The sequence below is a fragment of the Pseudomonas sp. MIS38 genome (assembly GCF_019891575.1).
GTDB lineage: Bacteria > Pseudomonadota > Gammaproteobacteria > Pseudomonadales > Pseudomonadaceae > Aquipseudomonas > Aquipseudomonas putida_A.
This window is the reverse complement of sequence record NZ_JAFLXF010000033.1, coordinates 1-19090: the sequence shown is the minus strand read 5'-3', so window position 1 is coordinate 19090 and position 19090 is coordinate 1. Positions and strand designations below refer to the sequence as shown.

General features: G+C 56.3%; 15 protein-coding genes. 3 read left to right on the top strand and 12 right to left on the bottom strand.

Features of this window, described 5'->3' with window-relative positions:
- Nucleotides 1-164: 164 nt before the first annotated feature.
- From J1G18_RS26520 to gspG, 8 genes are all read right to left on the bottom strand, one after another.
- Nucleotides 165-1274 carry a substrate-binding domain-containing protein gene (locus J1G18_RS26520; protein ID WP_135295954.1) on the bottom strand — a complete coding sequence of 370 codons (1110 nt, stop codon included), beginning with the start codon at nucleotides 1272-1274 and terminating at the stop codon, nucleotides 165-167.
- A gap of 489 nt (nucleotides 1275-1763) precedes the next feature.
- Entirely contained in the window at nucleotides 1764-2975 is a 1212-nt protein-coding gene (gene gspF / locus J1G18_RS26515) for a type II secretion system inner membrane protein GspF (RefSeq protein ID WP_223009299.1), read from the bottom strand.
- Entirely contained in the window at nucleotides 2975-4381 is a 1407-nt protein-coding gene (gspE, locus tag J1G18_RS26510) for a type II secretion system ATPase GspE (RefSeq protein ID WP_223009297.1), read from the bottom strand. Before gspE ends, gspF begins: the two co-directional genes overlap by 1 nt.
- 456 nt (nucleotides 4382-4837) lie before the next feature.
- The gene (gspD, locus tag J1G18_RS26505; RefSeq protein ID WP_223009295.1) at nucleotides 4838-7219 is read right to left on the bottom strand and encodes a type II secretion system secretin GspD; all 2382 of its coding nucleotides are present in this window, start codon (nucleotides 7217-7219) and stop codon (nucleotides 4838-4840) included.
- Nucleotides 7216-7764, bottom strand: coding sequence for a type II secretion system protein GspM (gspM, locus tag J1G18_RS26500; protein WP_223009293.1), 549 nt, complete (start codon nucleotides 7762-7764; stop codon nucleotides 7216-7218). The genes gspD and gspM overlap by 4 nt, the downstream gene beginning before the upstream one ends.
- The gene (gene gspL / locus J1G18_RS26495) at nucleotides 7757-8941 is read right to left on the bottom strand and encodes a type II secretion system protein GspL (RefSeq protein WP_223009291.1); all 1185 of its coding nucleotides are present in this window, start codon (nucleotides 8939-8941) and stop codon (nucleotides 7757-7759) included. Before gspL ends, gspM begins: the two co-directional genes overlap by 8 nt.
- Nucleotides 8938-9891, bottom strand: a complete 954-nt coding sequence (gene gspK / locus J1G18_RS26490; protein WP_223009288.1) for a type II secretion system minor pseudopilin GspK — start codon at nucleotides 9889-9891, stop codon at nucleotides 8938-8940. The genes gspL and gspK overlap by 4 nt, the downstream gene beginning before the upstream one ends.
- An 8-nt stretch (nucleotides 9892-9899) precedes the next feature.
- Nucleotides 9900-10358, bottom strand: a complete 459-nt coding sequence (gene gspG / locus J1G18_RS26485) for a type II secretion system major pseudopilin GspG (RefSeq protein ID WP_041062388.1) — start codon at nucleotides 10356-10358, stop codon at nucleotides 9900-9902.
- A 148-nt stretch (nucleotides 10359-10506) separates the two neighbouring features.
- On the opposite strand from gspG, the gene gspI reads away from it, so the two are divergent.
- Complete coding sequence (gene gspI, locus J1G18_RS26480; RefSeq protein WP_223009287.1) at nucleotides 10507-10881, top strand: type II secretion system minor pseudopilin GspI; 375 nt, start codon at nucleotides 10507-10509, stop codon at nucleotides 10879-10881.
- Nucleotides 10882-11093: 212 nt separating this feature from the next.
- On the opposite strand, the gene J1G18_RS26475 is transcribed toward gspI, so the two are convergent.
- On the bottom strand, nucleotides 11094-11453 hold the full coding sequence (locus tag J1G18_RS26475; RefSeq protein ID WP_223009284.1) for a DUF6124 family protein: 360 nt from the start codon (nucleotides 11451-11453) through the stop codon (nucleotides 11094-11096).
- An 887-nt stretch (nucleotides 11454-12340) separates the two neighbouring features.
- Here J1G18_RS26475 and J1G18_RS26470 point away from each other — a divergent pair.
- On the top strand, nucleotides 12341-13273 hold the full coding sequence (locus tag J1G18_RS26470; protein ID WP_223009281.1) for a hypothetical protein: 933 nt from the start codon (nucleotides 12341-12343) through the stop codon (nucleotides 13271-13273).
- Between the two features lie 2 nt (nucleotides 13274-13275).
- Entirely contained in the window at nucleotides 13276-13806 is a 531-nt protein-coding gene (locus tag J1G18_RS26465) for a restriction endonuclease (protein ID WP_223009278.1), read from the top strand.
- A 420-nt stretch (nucleotides 13807-14226) separates the two neighbouring features.
- Here J1G18_RS26465 and J1G18_RS26460 read toward each other — a convergent pair whose 3' ends face one another.
- The 3 genes from J1G18_RS26460 to J1G18_RS26450 all read right to left on the bottom strand — a co-directional run bounded on the left by J1G18_RS26460 (nucleotide 14227) and on the right by J1G18_RS26450 (nucleotide 18888).
- On the bottom strand, nucleotides 14227-14586 hold the full coding sequence (locus tag J1G18_RS26460; protein WP_095136351.1) for a DUF6124 family protein: 360 nt from the start codon (nucleotides 14584-14586) through the stop codon (nucleotides 14227-14229).
- Nucleotides 14587-14999: 413 nt separating this feature from the next.
- Complete coding sequence (locus tag J1G18_RS26455; protein ID WP_223009275.1) at nucleotides 15000-15935, bottom strand: DUF4365 domain-containing protein; 936 nt, start codon at nucleotides 15933-15935, stop codon at nucleotides 15000-15002.
- Nucleotides 15936-16314: 379 nt separating this feature from the next.
- Nucleotides 16315-18888, bottom strand: coding sequence for an AAA family ATPase (locus J1G18_RS26450; RefSeq protein ID WP_223009272.1), 2574 nt, complete (start codon nucleotides 18886-18888; stop codon nucleotides 16315-16317).
- Nucleotides 18889-19090 lie beyond the last annotated feature (202 nt).

Genomic DNA, 19090 nt, shown 5'->3' with positions numbered 1-19090 from the left:
CATATGGCCGCAGGCGCGCAAAAACCTGCTGTTACGACATAGGCCGTTGGCGGAGGGCGCGACCGAACGGATGTCACACAAACTTCATGTTCGGCGTGTATTCGAGCCAAAAAAAATGACGGCAACCCGAAGGTTGCCGTCATCGGTGTTACGACCGCGCGAGCTTACAAAGGACGACCGATAGCGTTGCAGACGCTGGCGTTGTTGATGTCCAGGTTGTTGCCCGAAGTGTTGGTGATGAAGTTGGCGGTCACAGCGGTTTTCCAGGCGTTAGGCACAGCGACGAACTTGTGGGCCTGAGTCGCAGTGTTGTTGCCCGGGTTGCTGTAGTGCTGAGTCAGGAAAGCTTTGACGTCCGCGGCCACGGCTGCATCCTTGTAGCACTGACCGAAGATGAAGTTGGTGTAGGCAGCCAGTTTGTAACCCGAAGCCGGGTTAGCAACCACTGGCGACCACTTGGACGGATCGGCAGCATCGATAGCATTCGCCGGAGGATTGACCGACGACAGCGCCAGCGTCACGTTGAGCGCAGTCGGCTGAACACCGTTGACGCGAGCAACAACAGCGTTGCTGGTGGCATCGACGCCGTCCGGACCTACATAACCGATGGAACCGTCAACCGCGTTCACGGCAGTGGCAACTTCGGAAGTGTTGGCGACGCCGACCCAGTTCGAAGGCAGAGCGATGCCGCCGATACGAGCGCTGGTGAAGGTGGAGTTGGTCGCAAACTGAGTCGGGCAGACCGAGTTCAGGTGACGAGTCAGGATTTCCGAAGTGCCGCTGGAAACGTTGCGATAAACAACGCGGATCGTGGTCGCGTCGGAAGTACCCAGCAGAGCACCCCAGGTGGTTTTCTGGCCCGAGAACACTTCGCACAGCTGAGCGCTGGTCAGGTTCAGCGCGGTCTGGCCGGCTTTTTTGTATGGGATGGCAACCGAAGTGGCCACCGACGGCAGTTGAATCAACGGGCCGTACGAAGCGTTGTAAGTGTTCTTGTAGGTGCTGAGTTCCGCAGCGCTGAGGATCGAGTCGCTACCGGCGAAGTGCACGGTGCCGGTGGTGCTGAAGCCGGCCGGGTTGTTGGTCAGGAAAGCGGTCTTGCCACCGCCGCTGCCGATGGCCGCGTAGCTGAAGTTGGCAGGCAGGATGCTGTCGGCCGAACCTTTGTACAGAGCGGCTGGCAGAGTGGCGCCGCCACCGGTAACGGCCATGGCTTGAGCGGAAGCCAGAGCGGCGACGGTCAGGGAAGCGGCGATCAGAGTGCGCTTGAACATGAAGAATCTCCTTTTCAACGATGGTTGTGAACACAGGTTTTCAGGGGTCTTGCATGACACTGGGAAGACTCACCGCTGACCTTCGCAAGCGGGGTCCGTGGTTAAGTCGCACTGAGAAATTCGCATCTTGCGGTGACAGATAAAGGAAAAAACCTCGGGAGCTGCGCGGGGTTTTTCAGGGAGTTTTCTCGGGTGTTTGCGGGAGATTGAGAGGGGTCTGGATCAGCGGTTTGGCGCAATCAGGCTACAGCCGTTGAAGGCTGGTTGCAGATGACAGAAAGGAGAACCCGAGGATGGTTCTTTTGAGGGTCGGGTGATGCTGAAGTATTGGAAAAAAGTCTGAATTATTTGTTGTTCTGACGGGCGCCTTCGCGAGCAAGCCCGCTCCCACAGGTTCTTGTGGTGTGACATATATTGCATTAACAACTCTGTCCCCTGTGGGAGCGGGCTTGCTCGCGAAGAGGCCAGACCAGGCGACCTCGGAATCAGCTACTGCACCAACTGGTTGATCTCGATGATCGGCAACAACACCGCCATCACAATCACCAGCACTACCCCGCCCATCACCACGATCATCAGCGGTTCGAGCAACGCGGTCATGCCCATCGCCCGCCGTTCGATATCGCGGGACAGGGTCTGCGCCGCCCGTTCGAGCATCGGTGGCAGTGCGCCGGTTTTCTCACCACTGGCGATCAGGTGAATCAGCACCGGCGGAAACACGTTTTCCACCCGCAGCGCCGCCGCGAGGTTCACCCCTTCGCGAACCTTGGCGGTGGCGTCGCTGACACTCAGGCTCAAGCGATCATTGGATAACGTCTGCCGCGCCGCCTCCAACGCGCGCAACAACGGCACCCCGGCACCGCCAAGAATCGCCAGGGTCGAGGCGAAACGTGCGGTGTTCAGGCCCAAGACGAACCGCCCGATCAGCGGCAACTTCAGCACCCGATGATGCCAACTCAAACGCGCCGCCGGATTGCGCAGATACAGGCACCAGCTCCAGAACGCCCCTGCCATGATCGCCGCACACAACCAGCCCCACGCCCGAATGAAATCACTGGCGGTGAGCATCGCCAACGTCAGCCCCGGCAAGTCCTGACGCGCCTGGGAAAACGCACTGACCACCTGCGGCACCACGTAACTGAGCAGGAAAATTACAATGCCGATCGACACCAGCCCGACCACACCCGGATAGATGAAAGCGGTGAGGATCTTGCCGCGCAGGTTATTGCGCTCCTCGATGTAGTCCGCCAGTCTCTCCATCACCTGCGCCAGATCGCCGGACTCCTCCCCCGCAGCGATCAACGCGCGGTAGATCTCCGGAAAGTCCCGTGGTCGCGCCGCCAGCGATTCCGCCAGACGCATGCCGCTGCGCACATCGGCGCGCACCGCACTGAGGGTGTGGGCGATGTGTTTTTTCTCGGCCTGCTCCACCGTCGCGCTGAGCGCCGCTTCCAACGGCAGGCTGGCACCGAGCAGGCTCGCCAGTTGGCGGGTGGCCCAGGCCAGATCGTTGTCCGACATACGCGCACTGAACAGACCTCCGCCGCCATGCTGGGCGACGTTGCTTTCCTTGTGCACCGACAACGCGGTCAAACCACGGCTGCGCAACACGCCGAACGCCGCGCCCTGGCTGTCCGCCTCCAGGTGCCCGGACTCGATCTTGCCGGTAGCGTCGGCGGCTTCAAAACGATAGCGATTCATCAGGCGTCTCGAGTGACACGGAGGATTTCTTCAGGCGCGGTGGCGCCGCTGCGAATCCAGCGCTCGCCGTCCTCGCGCAGGCTGAACATCCCGGCCTTGGACGCTGCCGCACGCAAAGCCTGCTCCCCTGCCCCTTGGTGAATCAGGGTGCGGATGTCGTCGTCGATACAGAACAATTCGTGGATGCCGGTACGGCCGCTGTAACCGGTGTGATTACACGCCACGCAACCCACCGGGCGCCAGGTGCCCGGCGCTGCCGGATCTTGCTGTTTGCACTGATTGCAAAGGCGCCGCACCAGCCGCTGGGCCAGAACGCCGAGCATCGACGAAGCGAGCAGAAACGGCTCGACACCCATGTCGATCAAGCGGTTGACCGCCGACACCGCGTCGTTGGTGTGCAGCGTCGCCAGCACCAGGTGCCCGGTGAGCGAGGCCTGCACGGCGATTTGAGCGGTTTCCAGATCGCGGATTTCGCCAATCATGATGATGTCCGGGTCTTGCCGCAGGATCGCCCGCAAGGCCAAGGCAAACGTCATGTCGATCTTGGCGTTGACCTGAATCTGGCTGATCCCCGGCAAGTCGTATTCCACCGGGTCTTCGACGGTGAGGATGTTGCTGGTGCTGGCATCGAGGCGTGCCAGCGCGGCGTAGAGGCTGGTGGTCTTGCCGCTGCCGGTGGGGCCGGTGACCAGCACGATACCGTGGGGCTGGCGGATCAGGTGATCGAGTCTGGCCAGCACCTGCGCGTCCATGCCGAGGGTTTCCAGGTGCAGACGCCCGGCCTGTTTGTCGAGCAAACGCATCACCACCCGCTCGCCATGCCCGGTGGGCACGGTCGACACGCGAATATCGATCGGTCGCCCGGCCACGCGCAGCGCGATACGACCGTCCTGCGGCAGGCGTTTTTCGGCGATGTCGAGTTGGGCCATGATCTTGATACGCGACACCAGCGCACCGTGCAACGCCTTGCGCGGCGAAACCACGTCGCGCAGGGTGCCGTCGACCCGGTAGCGCACCACCGAATGGGTTTCGAACGGTTCGATGTGAATGTCGCTGGCCTCATCGCGTGCGGCCTGGGTGAGCAAGGCGTTGATCATGCGGATCACCGGCGCGCCGTCCTGAGTGTCGAGCAGGTCGGTAATTTCCGGCATGTCCTGCATCAGGCGATCAAGATCGACTTCGTTCTCTGCCGCACCGACCACAGCGGCGGCGCTGCCGGTATCGGCATAGGCCGTGGCGAGCAGACCGTCGAGCTCGTCATCGCGCACGCGCTTGAGCGACGTCTCACCGAACTGCCGCCGCACCTCGCTGATCGACCAGCCCGGCGTCGATGGGCACACGGTCAGCACGCCGTCGCACAACAGAATGCGCTGGGCCTTGGCCCAGGCGTAGGGCAACGCACTCATCTCTTGAGCCCCCCCAATTCCCCTGTGGCGAGGGAGCTTGCTCCCGCTCGGGGGCGAAGCCCCCGTAAATCCGGCACGCAGGGTGTATCTGGAAGAATGGGGTAGCAGGTTTTGGGTCTGCTGCGCAGCCCAGCGGGAGCAAGCTCCCTCGCCACAGGAATGTTTTTCAGCTTGCGGGCCGAGCTCATGGCCTTGGCCCAGGCGTAGGGCAGCGAACTCATCTCAAAACCTCCCCAATCTCTCTGCCTGGAGGTATTCCTGTGGTGAGGGGATTTCTTATGGAGAGCGTATTTCTTGTGGTGAGGGGATTTATCCCCGATGGGCTGCGCAGCAGCCCCGAAACCTGACATCCGAATCCATCTGACTGACCGCGTGCATAGGCTTTAGGGCTGCTGCGCAGCCCATCGGGGATAAATCCCCTCACTACAGGGTTACTTCTCAGATTGAGGACTCTGTTCAAAAGCGTGTGCTCCCATCAATCGGCACAGCCTTGATCGTCGCTCTCGGCCCCGTCCCCGGCACCACCGCCGGCACCCCCTGCGCCGCCGTCGGCAACTGCGGCGCCTGCATGTCCGGCATTGCCCAGCTGCGTTCCGGTTGCAGCCCGCCCTGGGCGCGGCGCATGAAGTCGTAGCGGTTGAGGGTGATGCTGCGCCCCGCTTCGCTGTCGCGGATGATGTACGGGCGCAGGAACACCATCAGGTTGGTCTTGGTGATCGCCCGGCGTTCGTTGCGAAACAGCGCGCCGATACCCGGCAGCGTCCCCAGCCATGGCACCGCTTCGTTGCTCTGGCTGTAGCCGTCCTGCAGCAAGCCGCCGAGGACCATGATCTGGCCGTCGTCGAGCAGGATGCTGGTGTCGATCGCCCGTTTGTTGGTGACGATGCCCGCCGACGCCGCGCTGGCCGAAGCGCGTTCGTCGATGCTGCTGACCTCCTGATAGATATCGAGCTTGACCGTCCCGCCCTCGGAAATCTGTGGCCGCACATTCAACTTCAAACCCACCTCTTCACGGGTCACGGTCTGGAACGGGTTGTTGCTCGTCCCGCCACCGCCAGTAACGTAGCTGCCACTGACAAACGGAATGGTCTGGCCGACAAAAATGCTCGCCGCTTCGTTGTCCAGGGTCAGCAGGTTTGGCGTCGACAGCACGTTGGTGCCGCCCTTGCTCTTCAACGCTCGGGCCAGCACTTTGAGGTCGAGGATCTTGCCGATGCCGGGGATGTCGACCGTGCCGTTGACGTAGCCGACGTTCAAGCCTTGCGGCAGCACGTCGAGACTGGTCTTGCCGTTGAGATTGATCCCTGACCCACCGAGGTTAGCCCCGCCGATCACGCCTTTGCCGCCGAGATTGCCGGTCTGCCACTGCACGCCAAACTCGCTGGCATCGTCCTCGCCAACCTCGACTATCAGGCTTTCGATCACCACTTGCGCACGGCGCTGGTCGAGCAAATCGATGACCTCGCGCAGGTTGCGATATAACGGTTCCGGCGCGGAAATCAGCAAGGTGTTGGTGGTCGCATCAGCCTGAATCGTCACCCCGCCGGCGCTGAACGCGACGTTCTGCTCACTGGCCTGACTGCCGCCGCTGCCGGTCGAACTGCTGCCCTGCGCGTAACTACCGCCGGTGCTGCCAGTGCTCGACGTGGTCGAGGTGTTGCCACTGGTTTGCGTGCCACTCTGCGCACTCGATCCGCCATTGTTGTTGCCGTTGCTGCCCATGGCACTGAGCACCGAGCGCGCACTGTCGCTGGTGCCGCTGTCGCTCTCGCCGGTGAGCAAACCGCGCAAGGCCTGCGCCAGTTTCGCCGCTTGCGCGTTACGCAAATAAACCACGTGCAGATTGCTCGGATTGCTCTGCGCGTTGTCGAGTTTGTAGATCAGGTTGCGCGCCAGCTCGGTGCGCTCAGGGCTGCCGGCGCGGATGATGATGGTGTTGGAACGCGGATCGCCGATCACCGCGATTTTCTGCGTCGGATCGTTGCCCGGCGCGTCGAGCAGATCCGCGACCATCGGCGCGATGTCGGCGGCGATGCCGTTCTGGATCTGCACCACGTCAGTGTCGATCGCGCTCGGGGTGTCGATGGTCTGGATCAACTGGGCGACGCGGGTCAGGTTCTCGGCGTAATCGGTGACGACGATGGTGTTGTTGCCGGGGTAGGCATTGATCGGGTTGTTCGGCGAGACGATCGGGCGCAACACCGGAATCAGGTTCACCGCGTTTTCGTATTGCAGGCGAAAGGTGCGGGTGAGCATGCCGTTGCCGGCCGGTTTGTCCGGGCTGTAGATCGGCCCGCCGAGCAGTTTCGCATCGGCTTCCGGCACCACCTGGGCGACGCCGCCGACATCGACCACGCTGAAGCCCTGCATGCGCAACGCCGCCAGCAACATGTCATAAGCCTGGCGTGCCGGCACCTGACCTTCCGAGACCAGCGTCAGGCTGCCCTTGACCCGAGGGTCGACCAGAAACTGCTGGCCGGTGGAACGCGACAACGCGCGCACCACCGCTTGAATATCGGCATCGACAAAATTCAGCGTCACCGGCTGATCGCCCAGCGGATTGCTCGGCAGTGTGCTGCCACGTGGGGCGCCGCCACTGCGCGCGCGTTCGGTGATGTTGTGCATCTGCCGAGGTTGAGGCGCGGTTTGTACCTGGGCGCGCTGACGATCGAGCAGCGCATCGCCGCTGCGCTGGGTGTTGGCCAATGGGCGGCCGAGTTCGCTGTCCACCAGCAATGGCGGCTGGTTCGGCGGCGTGGTGGTGTTGCTGCACGCGCTCAACGCCATCAGCAGCATCGGCAACGCCAGACGTGCCGGTTTGGATCCTGACCCCTTCATGAAGCTTCCTTAGCGCCCAGCGCCTGATCCATGCGAACGGTGCCTGACAATGTGCCGGCAGTGACTTCGGTCGAAGCGTTGTCGGCGCGTTGCAGACGGGCCTCGACCACTTGCAGAGAAAGTTGTGCCGGAGTGCTCAGCAGCCAATCGAGCACTGCGTCGGCTGGCGCCGCGTCGAACGTCAGCTGCCACGCGCCTGCCTCTCCGGCTTGCAATTGGAAGTGCCCGGCCAGGCCGCTGGCCTGCAGCGTTTGCTCAAGCGACTGCTCGATGCTTTGCCCCTGCGGACGCACGCTGACCTCACGCAACAGCACTTCGAGGGCTTCGGTCTGCGCACGCAACTTCGGCGTTTCGCTTTGCCAGTAAGTGATTTTTTTCAGCGGCGGCTGAATCAATGCGAACCACACCAACAGCGACAGCAGCACCACCGCCATGCCGCCGACCATGCGTTTTTCGCGCAGGGCCAGCGCTTGCCAGCGCGCCTGAAGTTGCGCGCTGAAACTCTGCCAACGGGCGCGATAAACCGCGAGCGATGCCTTATTCATCTTCTGCTCCGCTGTCGTCAGCGCTTTCGTCGGGGGTCGTGACTTCGTCGCTCGGTCGCAGCAGCCAACCTTCATCGTCAGCCGTCGCACTGATCCCGACCTGGGCCAATGCGGCTTGCCAGTCCTTGTCCTTATCATTGGCGCTGCGCCGGGCGTCGGCCAGCAGACTCAACTGCAAGGTGCCGTCGACAAACGTCAGGCGCTCGACCGTGCCGGCCATGAACGGCATGCCACTGCCGGCCTGCAACACCAGCCGATTGAACGGCTGCGCCGGATCCTCCGCCGCGCCCTTCTGCCGCGCCGCCAATTGCTGACGCGCCTGCTGCAGCGGATTGAGGATCACCGGCAACTCGGGAAAGGCCTGCTTCACCCGCAGCGCCATCTGCGCCTTGAGCTGCTGACCCTGACTCGCCTCGCGAGCGGCATACAGGTTCAAGCCGATGACCCACACCGCCACCGCCAATGCGCAAAGTCCCAGCGCCCGGCCCCAACCGCGATGCTCGCTGCGCTGCTGTTGCACCGCACCCTGCAGGCCCCAACCGGGCAACGGCCCGGTCCAGCGCTGCGCCTCGGCCATCGGCAATTGCGCTTCCGGCGGTGGCATCGAACCGATCCAGTGCAGCGGCGTGCCGCAGGTCAGCAGCCAATCGCCAATCTCCTCGTCGAACAGCGGCTGCACCCGCGCCACCTGCACGCTTTCGCGCAGCAACAAATGGCCGTCCTGCCGACAAGCCACCGTGCCCGGCAGCACCGGCAAGCTGTACGCCGCCGGGTACAGACCGCGCAGGTTCAGACCGGCCTGCTTCAGCAGTTGCCCCAGATGCTGCAAACGCTGACGCGGCGCCCAGGCGATCTGCACCTGCCCCGCTTCATCCCGCGAACAGTGAGCGATGTGCATGTCATTGCAGTCGCCGAGCATCAGGGCCTGCGCCGCGCATTGCACCGCCGCTGCGGTCTTGTTCGCCGGCAATGGCGGCAGATCGATACTCGCCAGCAAGCTGTCCGCCGGGTGCAGAAAAACGCTCAGCGGTGGCTGCTTCGCTGACTGCCCCAGTTGGCCAAAAGTCAGGCGCTGCTCACGAATGACCTGCCCCTGACGGTCCAGCCACGCGCAGTCCATTTCACTGTCGAGACTCAACTGCGCCAGTGGCGGCAGTCCCACGCGCAACTGACTCATACACCCACCCGCGACCAGATCACTTGCGGCAGACGATCTTCGCTGCGGTGCAGCAACGCATCGAGACTGACCCGCCGCTGATCCCGCCGCGCCTCGCCGCGCAGGCGAAACCAGTCACTGGTGATGCCGACCTTGACGCTGGTCAGCTCCAGATTGGGCATGCGCAAGCGGTTGACGAAATCGCCACGGTTGATGAACCAGCGCCCGGCATCGCGCTCATTGATCAGCGCCTGCGCGCGCTCCAGCGACAACCCCGGCACATACGCGGCCAACACCGGCGCGGTGGCGGTATTGCCATTGAGCCAGGTGGTCGCCGGGATCACCGTCAGGTACGGCGTCAGTTTGCCGATGACCGCGTCATTCACGCCCTCGACGCTGCGCAGATCATCGACACTGCGCAGCATCGGCAACTTCGGATTCTGTGGTTTGCGCGACGCATTCGGCGACGTGGCACGGCCACTGTCAAAGGCGTTTTTGCTCGCGGTGTTTTCGGCAATCTGCGGATTCAACAGGTACGGATAAGAACCGATCACCCGCTGGCTGATGCGCTGACTCAACCCGGCGCTGATGCCGATCAACTCGCACAGCCGCTGAAACGCCTGCACCTGCGCCTCATCGACACGCTCGTTGGCCACCAGATTGCGCAGGTTGAATTTGCCTTGCTCGTCCTCAAGCCGCCCCTCGAAACCCTGCGCATGCAAGCGCTGCGCCCACGGCTGATCGAGCCGGGTCAGCGGATCACGCTGCCGCGCATCCCAGAGCAATTGTCGGCTGATCTCCAGACCACCGTGCAACACCCAGCGCCCTTGAACGCGCTGCTGATCCGCCTCCAGCGCGCGGGTCGAAACGCTCTGCCGGGTCAACATCCCCGCCGCAATCACCGCGACCACCGCCGCAATCAACAGCGCACTGATGATCGCCATCCCCTGCTGGTTCGATTGGCTATTCATCACCGGCCTTACAGCTGCCAGGAACCGATATCGGCATTCACGCCGTCGCCGTCAGGCTGACCGTCGGCACCAAGGGAAAAGATATCGATCTCGCCGTTGGCGCCGGGGTTGAGGTACTGATAAGGCCGCCCCCACGGGTCATTCGGCAAACGCTCCAGGTACGAACGCCAGTTGCTGTTCTTCGCATCCGCCGGCCGCTCCACCAGCACTTTCAAACCCTGAGTCATGCTCGGATAAGTGCCGTGATCGAGGCGATACAACTTCAGCGCCTGCATCAAACCGCCAATATCCTGCTTCGCCGCCGTGGCCCGCGCCTGATCCGGCCGGTCGAGCACCTTGGGCACCACCATCGCCGCCAGAATCCCGAGAATCACCACCACCACCATGATCTCGATCAGGGTAAAACCCTGCTGCCCACGGGGCATCCGGCTCGGTCGTCCGGGCTGTTTGAACTGCGCGATATCCATCTCGACATTCCCTTGGCTTGATTCGATTCGACGCGCAGTGTTGCAAGAAGATATGTCAGGGATGTTGAAAATCCTCGGGAGTTTTGGTCGTCAAGCCGTCAAGGACGGGGGTTAGGGTCGAGGGCTGTGTTTTGGTTTTGGGCCTTTTATGCGCGCGTGTTCCCGAGAAACGGGTTTCACCCTGATTGAAGTCCTGGTGGCGCTGGCGATCATCGCCGTGGCGATGTCGGCGGCTGTGCGCGTGGCTGGGCTAATGACTCAAAGCAGTGGAGTTCTGCGGGATCGCTCGATTGCCATGATCGCAGCGCAAACACGCATGGCGGAGCTGCAACTGGAAGGCCGATTGCCGACCGGTGTGAAAGCCGTTGATTGTGATCAGGGACGCCTGCTATTGCGCTGCGAACAAGCCATCGCCACAGCCGAAAACGGCCGACTGCTCAAGGTCGGCATACAGGTCTTCAACCGCAACCAGGACGCCCCGCCCCTGGCCCGCCTGGAAACCCTACTGAATCGCCCCCTGTAGGAGCTGCCGAAGGCAGCGATCTTTTGATCTTGTTTTTTTAAATCAAAAGATCGCAGCCTCCGGCAGCTCCTACACAAACATCTCAGGCAACAAAACAACGCATGCCCCCACAAGATATCCGCAATCAACCTAAAACCCTGTGGGAGCAAGCCTGCTCGCGAAGGCGCCAGAATGAACACCCGATCAATCACCAAGTGTCCCCGACACCTACATCACCCCGGCAACTGCAAATTATCCAAAGCCCGATTCACCGCCAACTCCCCGAGCATAATCAACTGCGCAATCCCCGCCAGCGCGTGCCGCTGCGACACCGGCACCAGACTGGCAACGTTCTGCGCAATGGTTTTGGCCGAAGCGAGTGTTTCACTGGCATCGACCAGCAGTTCTTCGGTTTTGTTATCCGCCGTCACGGCATACATCCCCCGGGCTTTACGCGTCGGCGGCGTAGACCCGGGCGGACAGAGGTAATGGTCGAGCGCGCGGTCGGCGGCTTCGTGGAGTTTTTTTGAGTCGATGGATTCGTAGGGGGAAACCGAGGCGGCTTCGGGAGGGTTGGGTGTTGGTTTGATCATGGTGAAGCTCCTTAATTAATGGAGCCGCCACGGTTCGCTGCGAAACGAAGGGAGGTGGCAGCTGTACGCAGGTTCGCAGACCGGGAATCAAGGAACCCGGCATACCCGAAGGTATCCCGCGCACAGCCGCCATGAAGCACCATTGCCAGAAATGGCAACGATTGGGAGCGCTGTGCGCCTTGATTGATCCGGGCTGCGAAACCCGATCGCTGATTCGTCAGCGACCGAACCACAATAGAACCCGCCCCTAAGGCGCACAAGCCGGCGGATTCTGGCGTAGCTGTAGGCAACGGCGCAAGGATGTGTAGCCTGGGAGAGTGTCTGGAGATGTATTTTTAAACATTGGTGTTTATGAGAAACCTCTTTCCGACATTTTTCCCTACATAGATAAGTCACCCTTTCCTTGAAAAACAAGTGAGGAAGAAGGCTGAATGGCCGCCCAAGACGTTGCCGCCTGATTTGCTTGCGTTTAGCTGCTTTGGCACACCTATTAAAGGCATCTGCTTTTGGCTAAAGCAGGCACTGTTGAGAGGCTACATTCTGTGTAAAGCATGATCAGTAATACGCGATCCCGCCCGCGTCTTTCGTCTACTCGACCAGCTCCGCTCACTGCTGTATATATTGTCGAATTGTTCAAGACTGAGGCGGTTAAGCTCGCACCCCTGACCGACACGGAGGAATTTGGGGCATGGTTAATAGGACTTGGTTAAGACCATTAGCAACACACTCAATCGTAACCACTACATTACGACGCTATCGACTATGAAATTCTTCCTATTAGTGCCGCGCAAGTAGTATTGGTTAACATAGAAGCCTCACATCTCTTCCGCCCACTTAAAACTTAGTAATTATGAACTTTTTTGACAAGATATCAATATGAGGCCCAAATGAAAAGAATCGGTTTGTTAAACGGCTTTACCTATGAAGCAGACCAGTTAAAAAGTGCACTAAAGTACATATCCGTAATTGGAGAATATGAATTTGAGACTATTGACGACTTTAAATTTCAAGAAACTGTTTCAAGCGCCATATGGGGACTTATTAATTTGTGCGACGTACTTGTTGCGTTTGCCAACAGCAAGTCGGAGAGTCTCTATTATCAAATAGGGCTTGCACACGGAGCGGGAAAACCAGTAATAATCATTACCGACGACGAGTACTCATTACCTCCAGAAATTAGAGGGCAACGGATTTTAAGCACATCGCAGAAAAATATTTCTGATAAAAAATTTATTTTCCAACTGAAAGAGGCGATTGAGGATTCAACACGAAGAAAATCAGGCTACTTAGGTCCCAGAAGCGAAAACAAACAATATTCAAGCCCCCAAAATTTTAGACCATCAGTAAACTTCCGCGACCTATTTGCTGCAGAGGGTCCTAGGAGAGTTAAGCTTTTTGAAAACTGGTTCGCAGAAACCGCTGCTGGAATCGAAGGTTGGGAAGTTATTGAGTCTGAACCCAAAAGCTCAAGGGATAGAGGCTACGATTTAGTTATCTGGAATTCGCAAGAGGACTCTGAACTCGCAGTATTGGGAAACCCAATAGCAGTAGAAATAAAAGCTATTGGTTCAATGAATACTTCAATGCTTCATCATTTTCTCCACATGAGTAAAAAATCAGGAATAAAAGGTCTTATATTAGCCACTACCGGACTAAATGACAGAAGAACCAAAGACTTACTCGGTAGACTGAGAGCTGAAGAGGGTGTAAATGCAATCGCGCTAGATCGAGATGATCTTATAAACGTGAGAAACTCAAATGACTTGCTGCGCCTAATCAAGTCCAAAGTAAGGGAGCTACTATATGGACAGGAGTTCTAATAATGTTTGACATTAACAACTTTAGAACTCTCATTGCCGACGTCGACAACGCCACTACAAATCAACAAAAGGGCTTGTCTTTTGAGCTTTTATCGATATATATGTTCGAACACTTGGATGGCGTCGATGTTACTGAGCACGACATACGAATGCCATCTGAAGAAATCGACATTGTCCTTTGGAATGCTCAAACTGAAGAAATATTAAGACCCTGGGACTCGATAATATTGGTGGAGTGTAAGAACTGGAGCGCTACTGTAGGCGCCCCAATATTGGATAATTTTGTAAACAAAGTTAGAAGGCGAGCTCTAACCACAGGGATTTTCGTAGCAGCGAACGGAGTTACTGGTGGATTCGTGAGGGGTGACGGAACGGATCCTGGCGCTGTTGGTATTCTAAGAAGCGCTCTCCAAGACGGAGTCAGAGTAATCGTAATTACGATGGACGATATTCGCGCTATCACGTCGCTTAACGACATCAGAGCGCTAATAAAAAAACGATATTGCGGCCTATATGTGCACAAGGTTTTATAGGCATAACCGTGTTCAAAATTGGACTGATTTATTCTTCAGGAGATACTGCCAAATGAAGGATTCGATCCTAGTATTTGTCGCATTTTATTGCACGGTTATCAGCGCAGTGTTTGCCGATGGCTTACAGGCGTCAAACTAAAAACGCGGACCGGCGGGCATCCTCCTCGGTGAGCGTTTGGTTACGGGTGAGAGTTCAATAAGATGAAGGTGACCCGATGATCTAGTGAATGTCCTGAGGCGCTTCAAAAGTATCAAAACGGCACAGGCCAGTAGCCGACCGCTCCCACAGGTTTAAGCGCCGAACACGATATCCGGGACCAACCCAAAACCCTGTGGGAGCCAGCTTGCTGGCGATAGCGGAATATCAGGCAGCTGAAACAGCACATGTGTCATCACCATCGCTGCCAGTCCTACTCCGCATCACCCCGGCAACTGCAAATTATCCAACGCCCGATTCACCGCCAACTCCCCGAGCATGATCAACTGCGCAATCCCCGCCAGCGCATGACGCTGCGACACCGGCAACAAGCTGGCGATGTTCTGCGCGAGGGTTTTGGCCGAAGCGAGTGTTTCACTGGCATCCACCAGCAGCTCTTCGGTTTTGTTGTCCGCCGTCACGGCATACATCCCGCGGGTTTTACGTGGCGGCGGTGTCGAACCGGGCGGACAGAGGTAATGGTCGAGCGCGCGGTCGGCGGCTTCGTGGAGTTTTTTTGAGTCGATGGATTCGTAGGGGGAAACCGAGGCGGTTTCGGGCGGGTTGGGTGTTGGTTTGATCATGGTGAAGCTCCATTTTTATACCTGGTGGAACCACCAAAACCCGTCGCTAAACAAGTAAGGGTGGCAGCTGTACGCGGGTTAGCGAACCGAGAGGTATAAGACCCGGCAGACCCGAAGGTCTCCCACGCACAGCCACCATATCGTCGTCGCAAACGTCTGCGACAAACTGGAGCGTCGTTGCACTTATACCTGGTCGGGTCGCTAAACCCGGTCGCTGGGTTGCCAGCGACACGTAGACGATAAAGACCAGGTACAAAGCGCACAAGCCGGCGGATTCTGGCGCATCTGTAGGCAAAGGCGCAAGGATGTGTAGCCTGAGAGAGTGACTGGAGATGTCTTTTAAACACTGGCGTTTATCGAGGCCTCATTCCGTCACTGCTCTCTAAATAAACTTGCCCTCTTATCCCAAAGGCTTACATAAAATACTCATCTAACAGACCGACATTATTAATACCAACATCTCCCCTAAATATTTTCTTTAGCAATTCAAGATCACCATCACTATTTAATCTATTAAATACTTTTTTATCATTAACCTCCCAAAAATCCAGGAAAACATCTTTGGTAGCAAAAACTGCAATCATCAAAAGACGAAACTGCTCCTTCAAATAGTCTGCAGTTTCAGTAATGTGCATCTCTACACGCTCTTGACCCCAAACATCGTACGACAACCTCAAAAAATGATCAAAATCATCTACTTGCGCATGAATCCCATAAAAGTACCAACACAACTGAAATGTTTTTGACATGTCATTTAACATATCTATGCGGGGATCATCCTGATCTATGACCATGAAGCAATCACGTCCAGCATTAACAATAAGCTTCTTATAGATCTCTTTAAAATTAAATATCACCTTCCCTAACTCGATTTTTGACTGATCAAATTTATCCGAAATGAAAATCTCTCTGCGAAAATCAGTTAAAACCTTTGAGCTTATAGATTGACTTTCCCTAATAGAAAAGCTGATGGTTTTTTGAGTGTCAATTTTTTTACTATGCACCCTCGCTAAGCGCTTAACATCCTCGAAGTATATGATTCTTTTCGAAACATCAACAAATAGAATAAAAACAGCTTGCTTTTTTTGGACCCAGTATTTCACAGTTTTAGTTTTAATCGAATGAGTTCTAACGGCCCCTTTTTTTGCAGAAACATTACGACTACCTTTTATTTGCACCAAGATTTCATCACCGGACAAACTACCATCAGAATTGAAAAATTCTACCACACCATCAATACCATAATCTTTTTCTGATAGTTCGCGAAAAATAGCCTCATTGACGATTAGTTCACGCACCACATTGGTTGACTCAGTCTCAACTCTGTGTTCATTTGTTCGATTAGGCATATTTCTTTTATATCCAAAAAAATTGAATTATCTTTTATACCGCAAACTAAAAAATAAGCTGTTTTAACCGAGCGACTTTCGTCAAAAGGATGTTCCCTACGGATAGAAGGCGATAGAGACACATCACATATAAATCTTGGCGCCAATTGGATCTAGGCTGCTTTTTTGCTATTTGCATGACCAAGTCGGGCAGCAGCAGGTGTGCGCTACGTTCATTTTATAATCACAACACACGAACGACTGCAATTGCCCGACAGCAAACCCTTGATGTATATGAAAATGGGCGTTTCAAAGTAAAAACGCCATTAACCTACGCGCCGTTTTCTCCTATAAAAATTGTTTCTTTAGTGCGTTTGCGTGTTTTCCGAGTCGAACACGACTAAGCCGCCACAGCGCGCCGCTTGGTCAAGCCTTCACGCCAGCCCTTGAGTGCTTCCAAGTCCTGACGCAGCTCTAGCTCCTCCGGGATAAATATAGGGATTTCACTAGATTGACTGTGCTCATAGCAGCTGTACTTAGTCATCAATGTATCAATCAGCTTGCAATCCTCTGGCTCAATCCCTTGAATAGCGTGCAAACGGTTATCAGTGGTAATGCTGCGCCGATGCCGTAGTACGATCTTGTTAAGCAAGTCCTCTTCAACTGAACGTTCAATCAGCTTGCGAAACTCACTGCAAATTCCTTGTGCCAGCATTCGGTAGGCTGCAGCACCGCCCGCCTCACCGGCTTTCCGCGCGGCATCTAGCTTAGTGATCAACAGATTATTGGCTTTTTTGGTATTCGCGTTCCAAACGTCTTGGTCTGCCGGGTGACCAGCAACCCCAGCATAAGCCTCGATGCACATAGGCTGGTGGTGTTCTGTTTTCCACTTTTCACCTTCTTTTCGGGCCAAATCTTCTAGGATTCCGTAAAGGGACAATCTGTGAGTGAGAACGATCACCTGTCTGTTTTTGGCAAGCTCAACGAGGCGGCATGCGACAAACCATTCGAAATCATGGTCGAGGGAGGAGATAGGGTCATCAAATAGAAAAGGGGCTGCTCCCGGTTTATCACAGACATCGGCCAGAAACGCTGCAAGCGATATGATACGACGCTCCCCGTCACTCAAAACACTGTCGGGCATAGCTCGTCCGTTTTGAGCGCCTTTGAGCTTGAGCTGGTGCAATACCTTGGCGTTGCGAGTCCTGGTCTTTACCAGTTCAACTTGAATGCGGGTTGCTCCTAACGACAAAAGCTCACGATTAAACCGTTCAACGTACGCCTCCGTGACGACTGCTTGGGTCACTTCTGCTGACTTCATTGATATCGCCCGGGTACCCGCCAGCCCTTTCCACGACTCATAGTCCTTCACTTTACGTAAGCGATCGACCTCGATACCAACTGCTCCCGCCTGTTCCGTAATCCATTTTTTTGCTTCCAGCGCAAGCTTTTGATTCGACGCCTGGACTCTATCGAAATTCAGAGCATCTTGCTCGTACTGGGCGGCGGTTGCCTCTAGTTCATCTCGATAAACCGTCAGCTTTATGATGGATTCACTAACTGCGTGAACTGGGGTTGCAGACTGGTCGACCTCGTGAGCAAAAAGGGCATTTTTGACTGAAAGCGCTTGCTGCCAGAATCCTTTGAGGTAATTCAACCAAGCCTCATCTGTTATCCCGGCAGCTTGGCACTGCGTCTGCATATCCTGTTCGGCGATAATACTTGGAAGTTGATCGAGGTCCGCTTGATATTTTGCTTCTGCGGTCTTCGCATCCAATTCAAGCTTGCTGTGCACGAAGAACTCAAAATCCTTCAAACGCTTCTGCGCGTCTTCAGACAATTCTTGGTGACATAGCACGCACCGTGCGCCCGCAGTTACCGGAAATGCAGTTTCCGGATATGGAGTTGCAGAATAGAGCCTGGCAGCTTCCCACATTGCACGCCATGTAGCAGTTCCTACCCCTTCAAGCGCTGCCGACTTTACTTTGGCGCCCTCGACAGCAATTTGTCTTTTGGACACGGCATCCTGTCTAAGGACGCGCAGCGCGTGGATGTTATCGACCCCGAAAGCCGTCGACGCCTGCTGTAGTGCACTGATGATCTTCTGAAGTTCGGTCTTGGTACGCCGTTTCTGCTGTGCTAACGCGGAGGGATCCTCAGTTTTGAGGCGCTCGACTAGTTCTAAAAGCCGTCGCTCGTCTTCAATGGCCCAACGCAGGGTCGTTTCAATTTCGGCCTGGGACAACTTTCCGAGCTCGCTGTACAGCGTTTTTGAAGGGGTTGCGCCGTAAATCGGTGGCAGCTCGGGTAATGCGCTGACTAGTTTGTCCTGCTCAGACTCTAAAGTTTGCCGAATCAATTCGACCGAAGAAGCAAGTTTTTCAAAGAGACCTATGACGGGGGGGATGTAGGTTGCAGCGCTTTCAGCTGTTAGATAATGGCTGGCCTCATCACTGTCGAAGATATCGATACCTCGCAGTGCGTCAACGGCGTCGCCATCTGCGCTCCACTCATGCAAGCTCTCTACGCCATTGAGCTGCGAGGTGATACTGCATTTGCTGTGCGCCGGAGCCGACTTGAATACGTTAGTTTTCAAGTCAACGGCCCTTGGCTTGCCCGACACCTTTTTGAGTATGCGGGTATAGCTAGATTTGCCTGATCCGTTATGGCCGTAAATCACGGTGAGATTCGCGCTGCCAAACTCAAGTGGAACGCGTGGCTCAAGGTTTTCGATCCCAACTACCTCGGCGATTCTCACCAGTCGCAGCTCATCTCCTAAGCTTGAATTGTTGGTCAACTCACCAAAGCCGCGGTGCGCGGTGGGTTTTTGTCCCGCTGGAGTTTTAAGAATTGCCACTAAGTCTGTAATGTCCGCTGGAGTCAACTCTCCTTTTTTCAGAAGCCTGTCAGCGGCTTCCTGTAACCAATCGCTCTGCTTTAGCAACCATGTACGAATTTCTGCCTGAACGTCCATTGCACTTCCTCCCTGATGGTAGAGCGTAGCAAAAAGCTATCAGAGCCAAAGGTGAGTAGCTAGGTCATTTACAAATGTAGAGCTATACATTTTTTTTCTGAAGTATTCACGGACGCAAAAATGGGCATTTCCTCAACCTATACATCAGGGCCTCACAAGGCTCGGCAAAACCACCCCCTCCCCCAACCTCTCCACCCCCAAC

Coding starts and splice junctions, on each gene's coding strand:
- gspL (WP_223009291.1), bottom strand. CDS start 8,941: ATGAGTCAGTTGCGCGTGGGACTGCCGCCACTGGCGCAGTTGAGTCTC.
- J1G18_RS26455 (WP_223009275.1), bottom strand. CDS start 15,935: ATGCCTAATCGAACAAATGAACACAGAGTTGAGACTGAGTCAACCAAT.
- J1G18_RS26520 (WP_135295954.1), bottom strand. CDS start 1,274: ATGTTCAAGCGCACTCTGATCGCCGCTTCCCTGACCGTCGCCGCTCTG.
- gspF (WP_223009299.1), bottom strand. CDS start 2,975: ATGAATCGCTATCGTTTTGAAGCCGCCGACGCTACCGGCAAGATCGAG.
- gspM (WP_223009293.1), bottom strand. CDS start 7,764: ATGAATAAGGCATCGCTCGCGGTTTATCGCGCCCGTTGGCAGAGTTTC.
- gspG (WP_041062388.1), bottom strand. CDS start 10,358: ATGGATATCGCGCAGTTCAAACAGCCCGGACGACCGAGCCGGATGCCC.
- J1G18_RS26465 (WP_223009278.1), top strand. CDS start 13,276: ATGTTTGACATTAACAACTTTAGAACTCTCATTGCCGACGTCGACAAC.
- J1G18_RS26450 (WP_223009272.1), bottom strand. CDS start 18,888: ATGGACGTTCAGGCAGAAATTCGTACATGGTTGCTAAAGCAGAGCGAT.
- gspI (WP_223009287.1), top strand. CDS start 10,507: ATGCGCGCGTGTTCCCGAGAAACGGGTTTCACCCTGATTGAAGTCCTG.
- J1G18_RS26460 (WP_095136351.1), bottom strand. CDS start 14,586: ATGATCAAACCAACACCCAACCCGCCCGAAACCGCCTCGGTTTCCCCC.
- J1G18_RS26475 (WP_223009284.1), bottom strand. CDS start 11,453: ATGATCAAACCAACACCCAACCCTCCCGAAGCCGCCTCGGTTTCCCCC.
- gspD (WP_223009295.1), bottom strand. CDS start 7,219: ATGAAGGGGTCAGGATCCAAACCGGCACGTCTGGCGTTGCCGATGCTG.
- gspK (WP_223009288.1), bottom strand. CDS start 9,891: ATGAATAGCCAATCGAACCAGCAGGGGATGGCGATCATCAGTGCGCTG.
- J1G18_RS26470 (WP_223009281.1), top strand. CDS start 12,341: ATGAAAAGAATCGGTTTGTTAAACGGCTTTACCTATGAAGCAGACCAG.
- gspE (WP_223009297.1), bottom strand. CDS start 4,381: ATGAGTGCGTTGCCCTACGCCTGGGCCAAGGCCCAGCGCATTCTGTTG.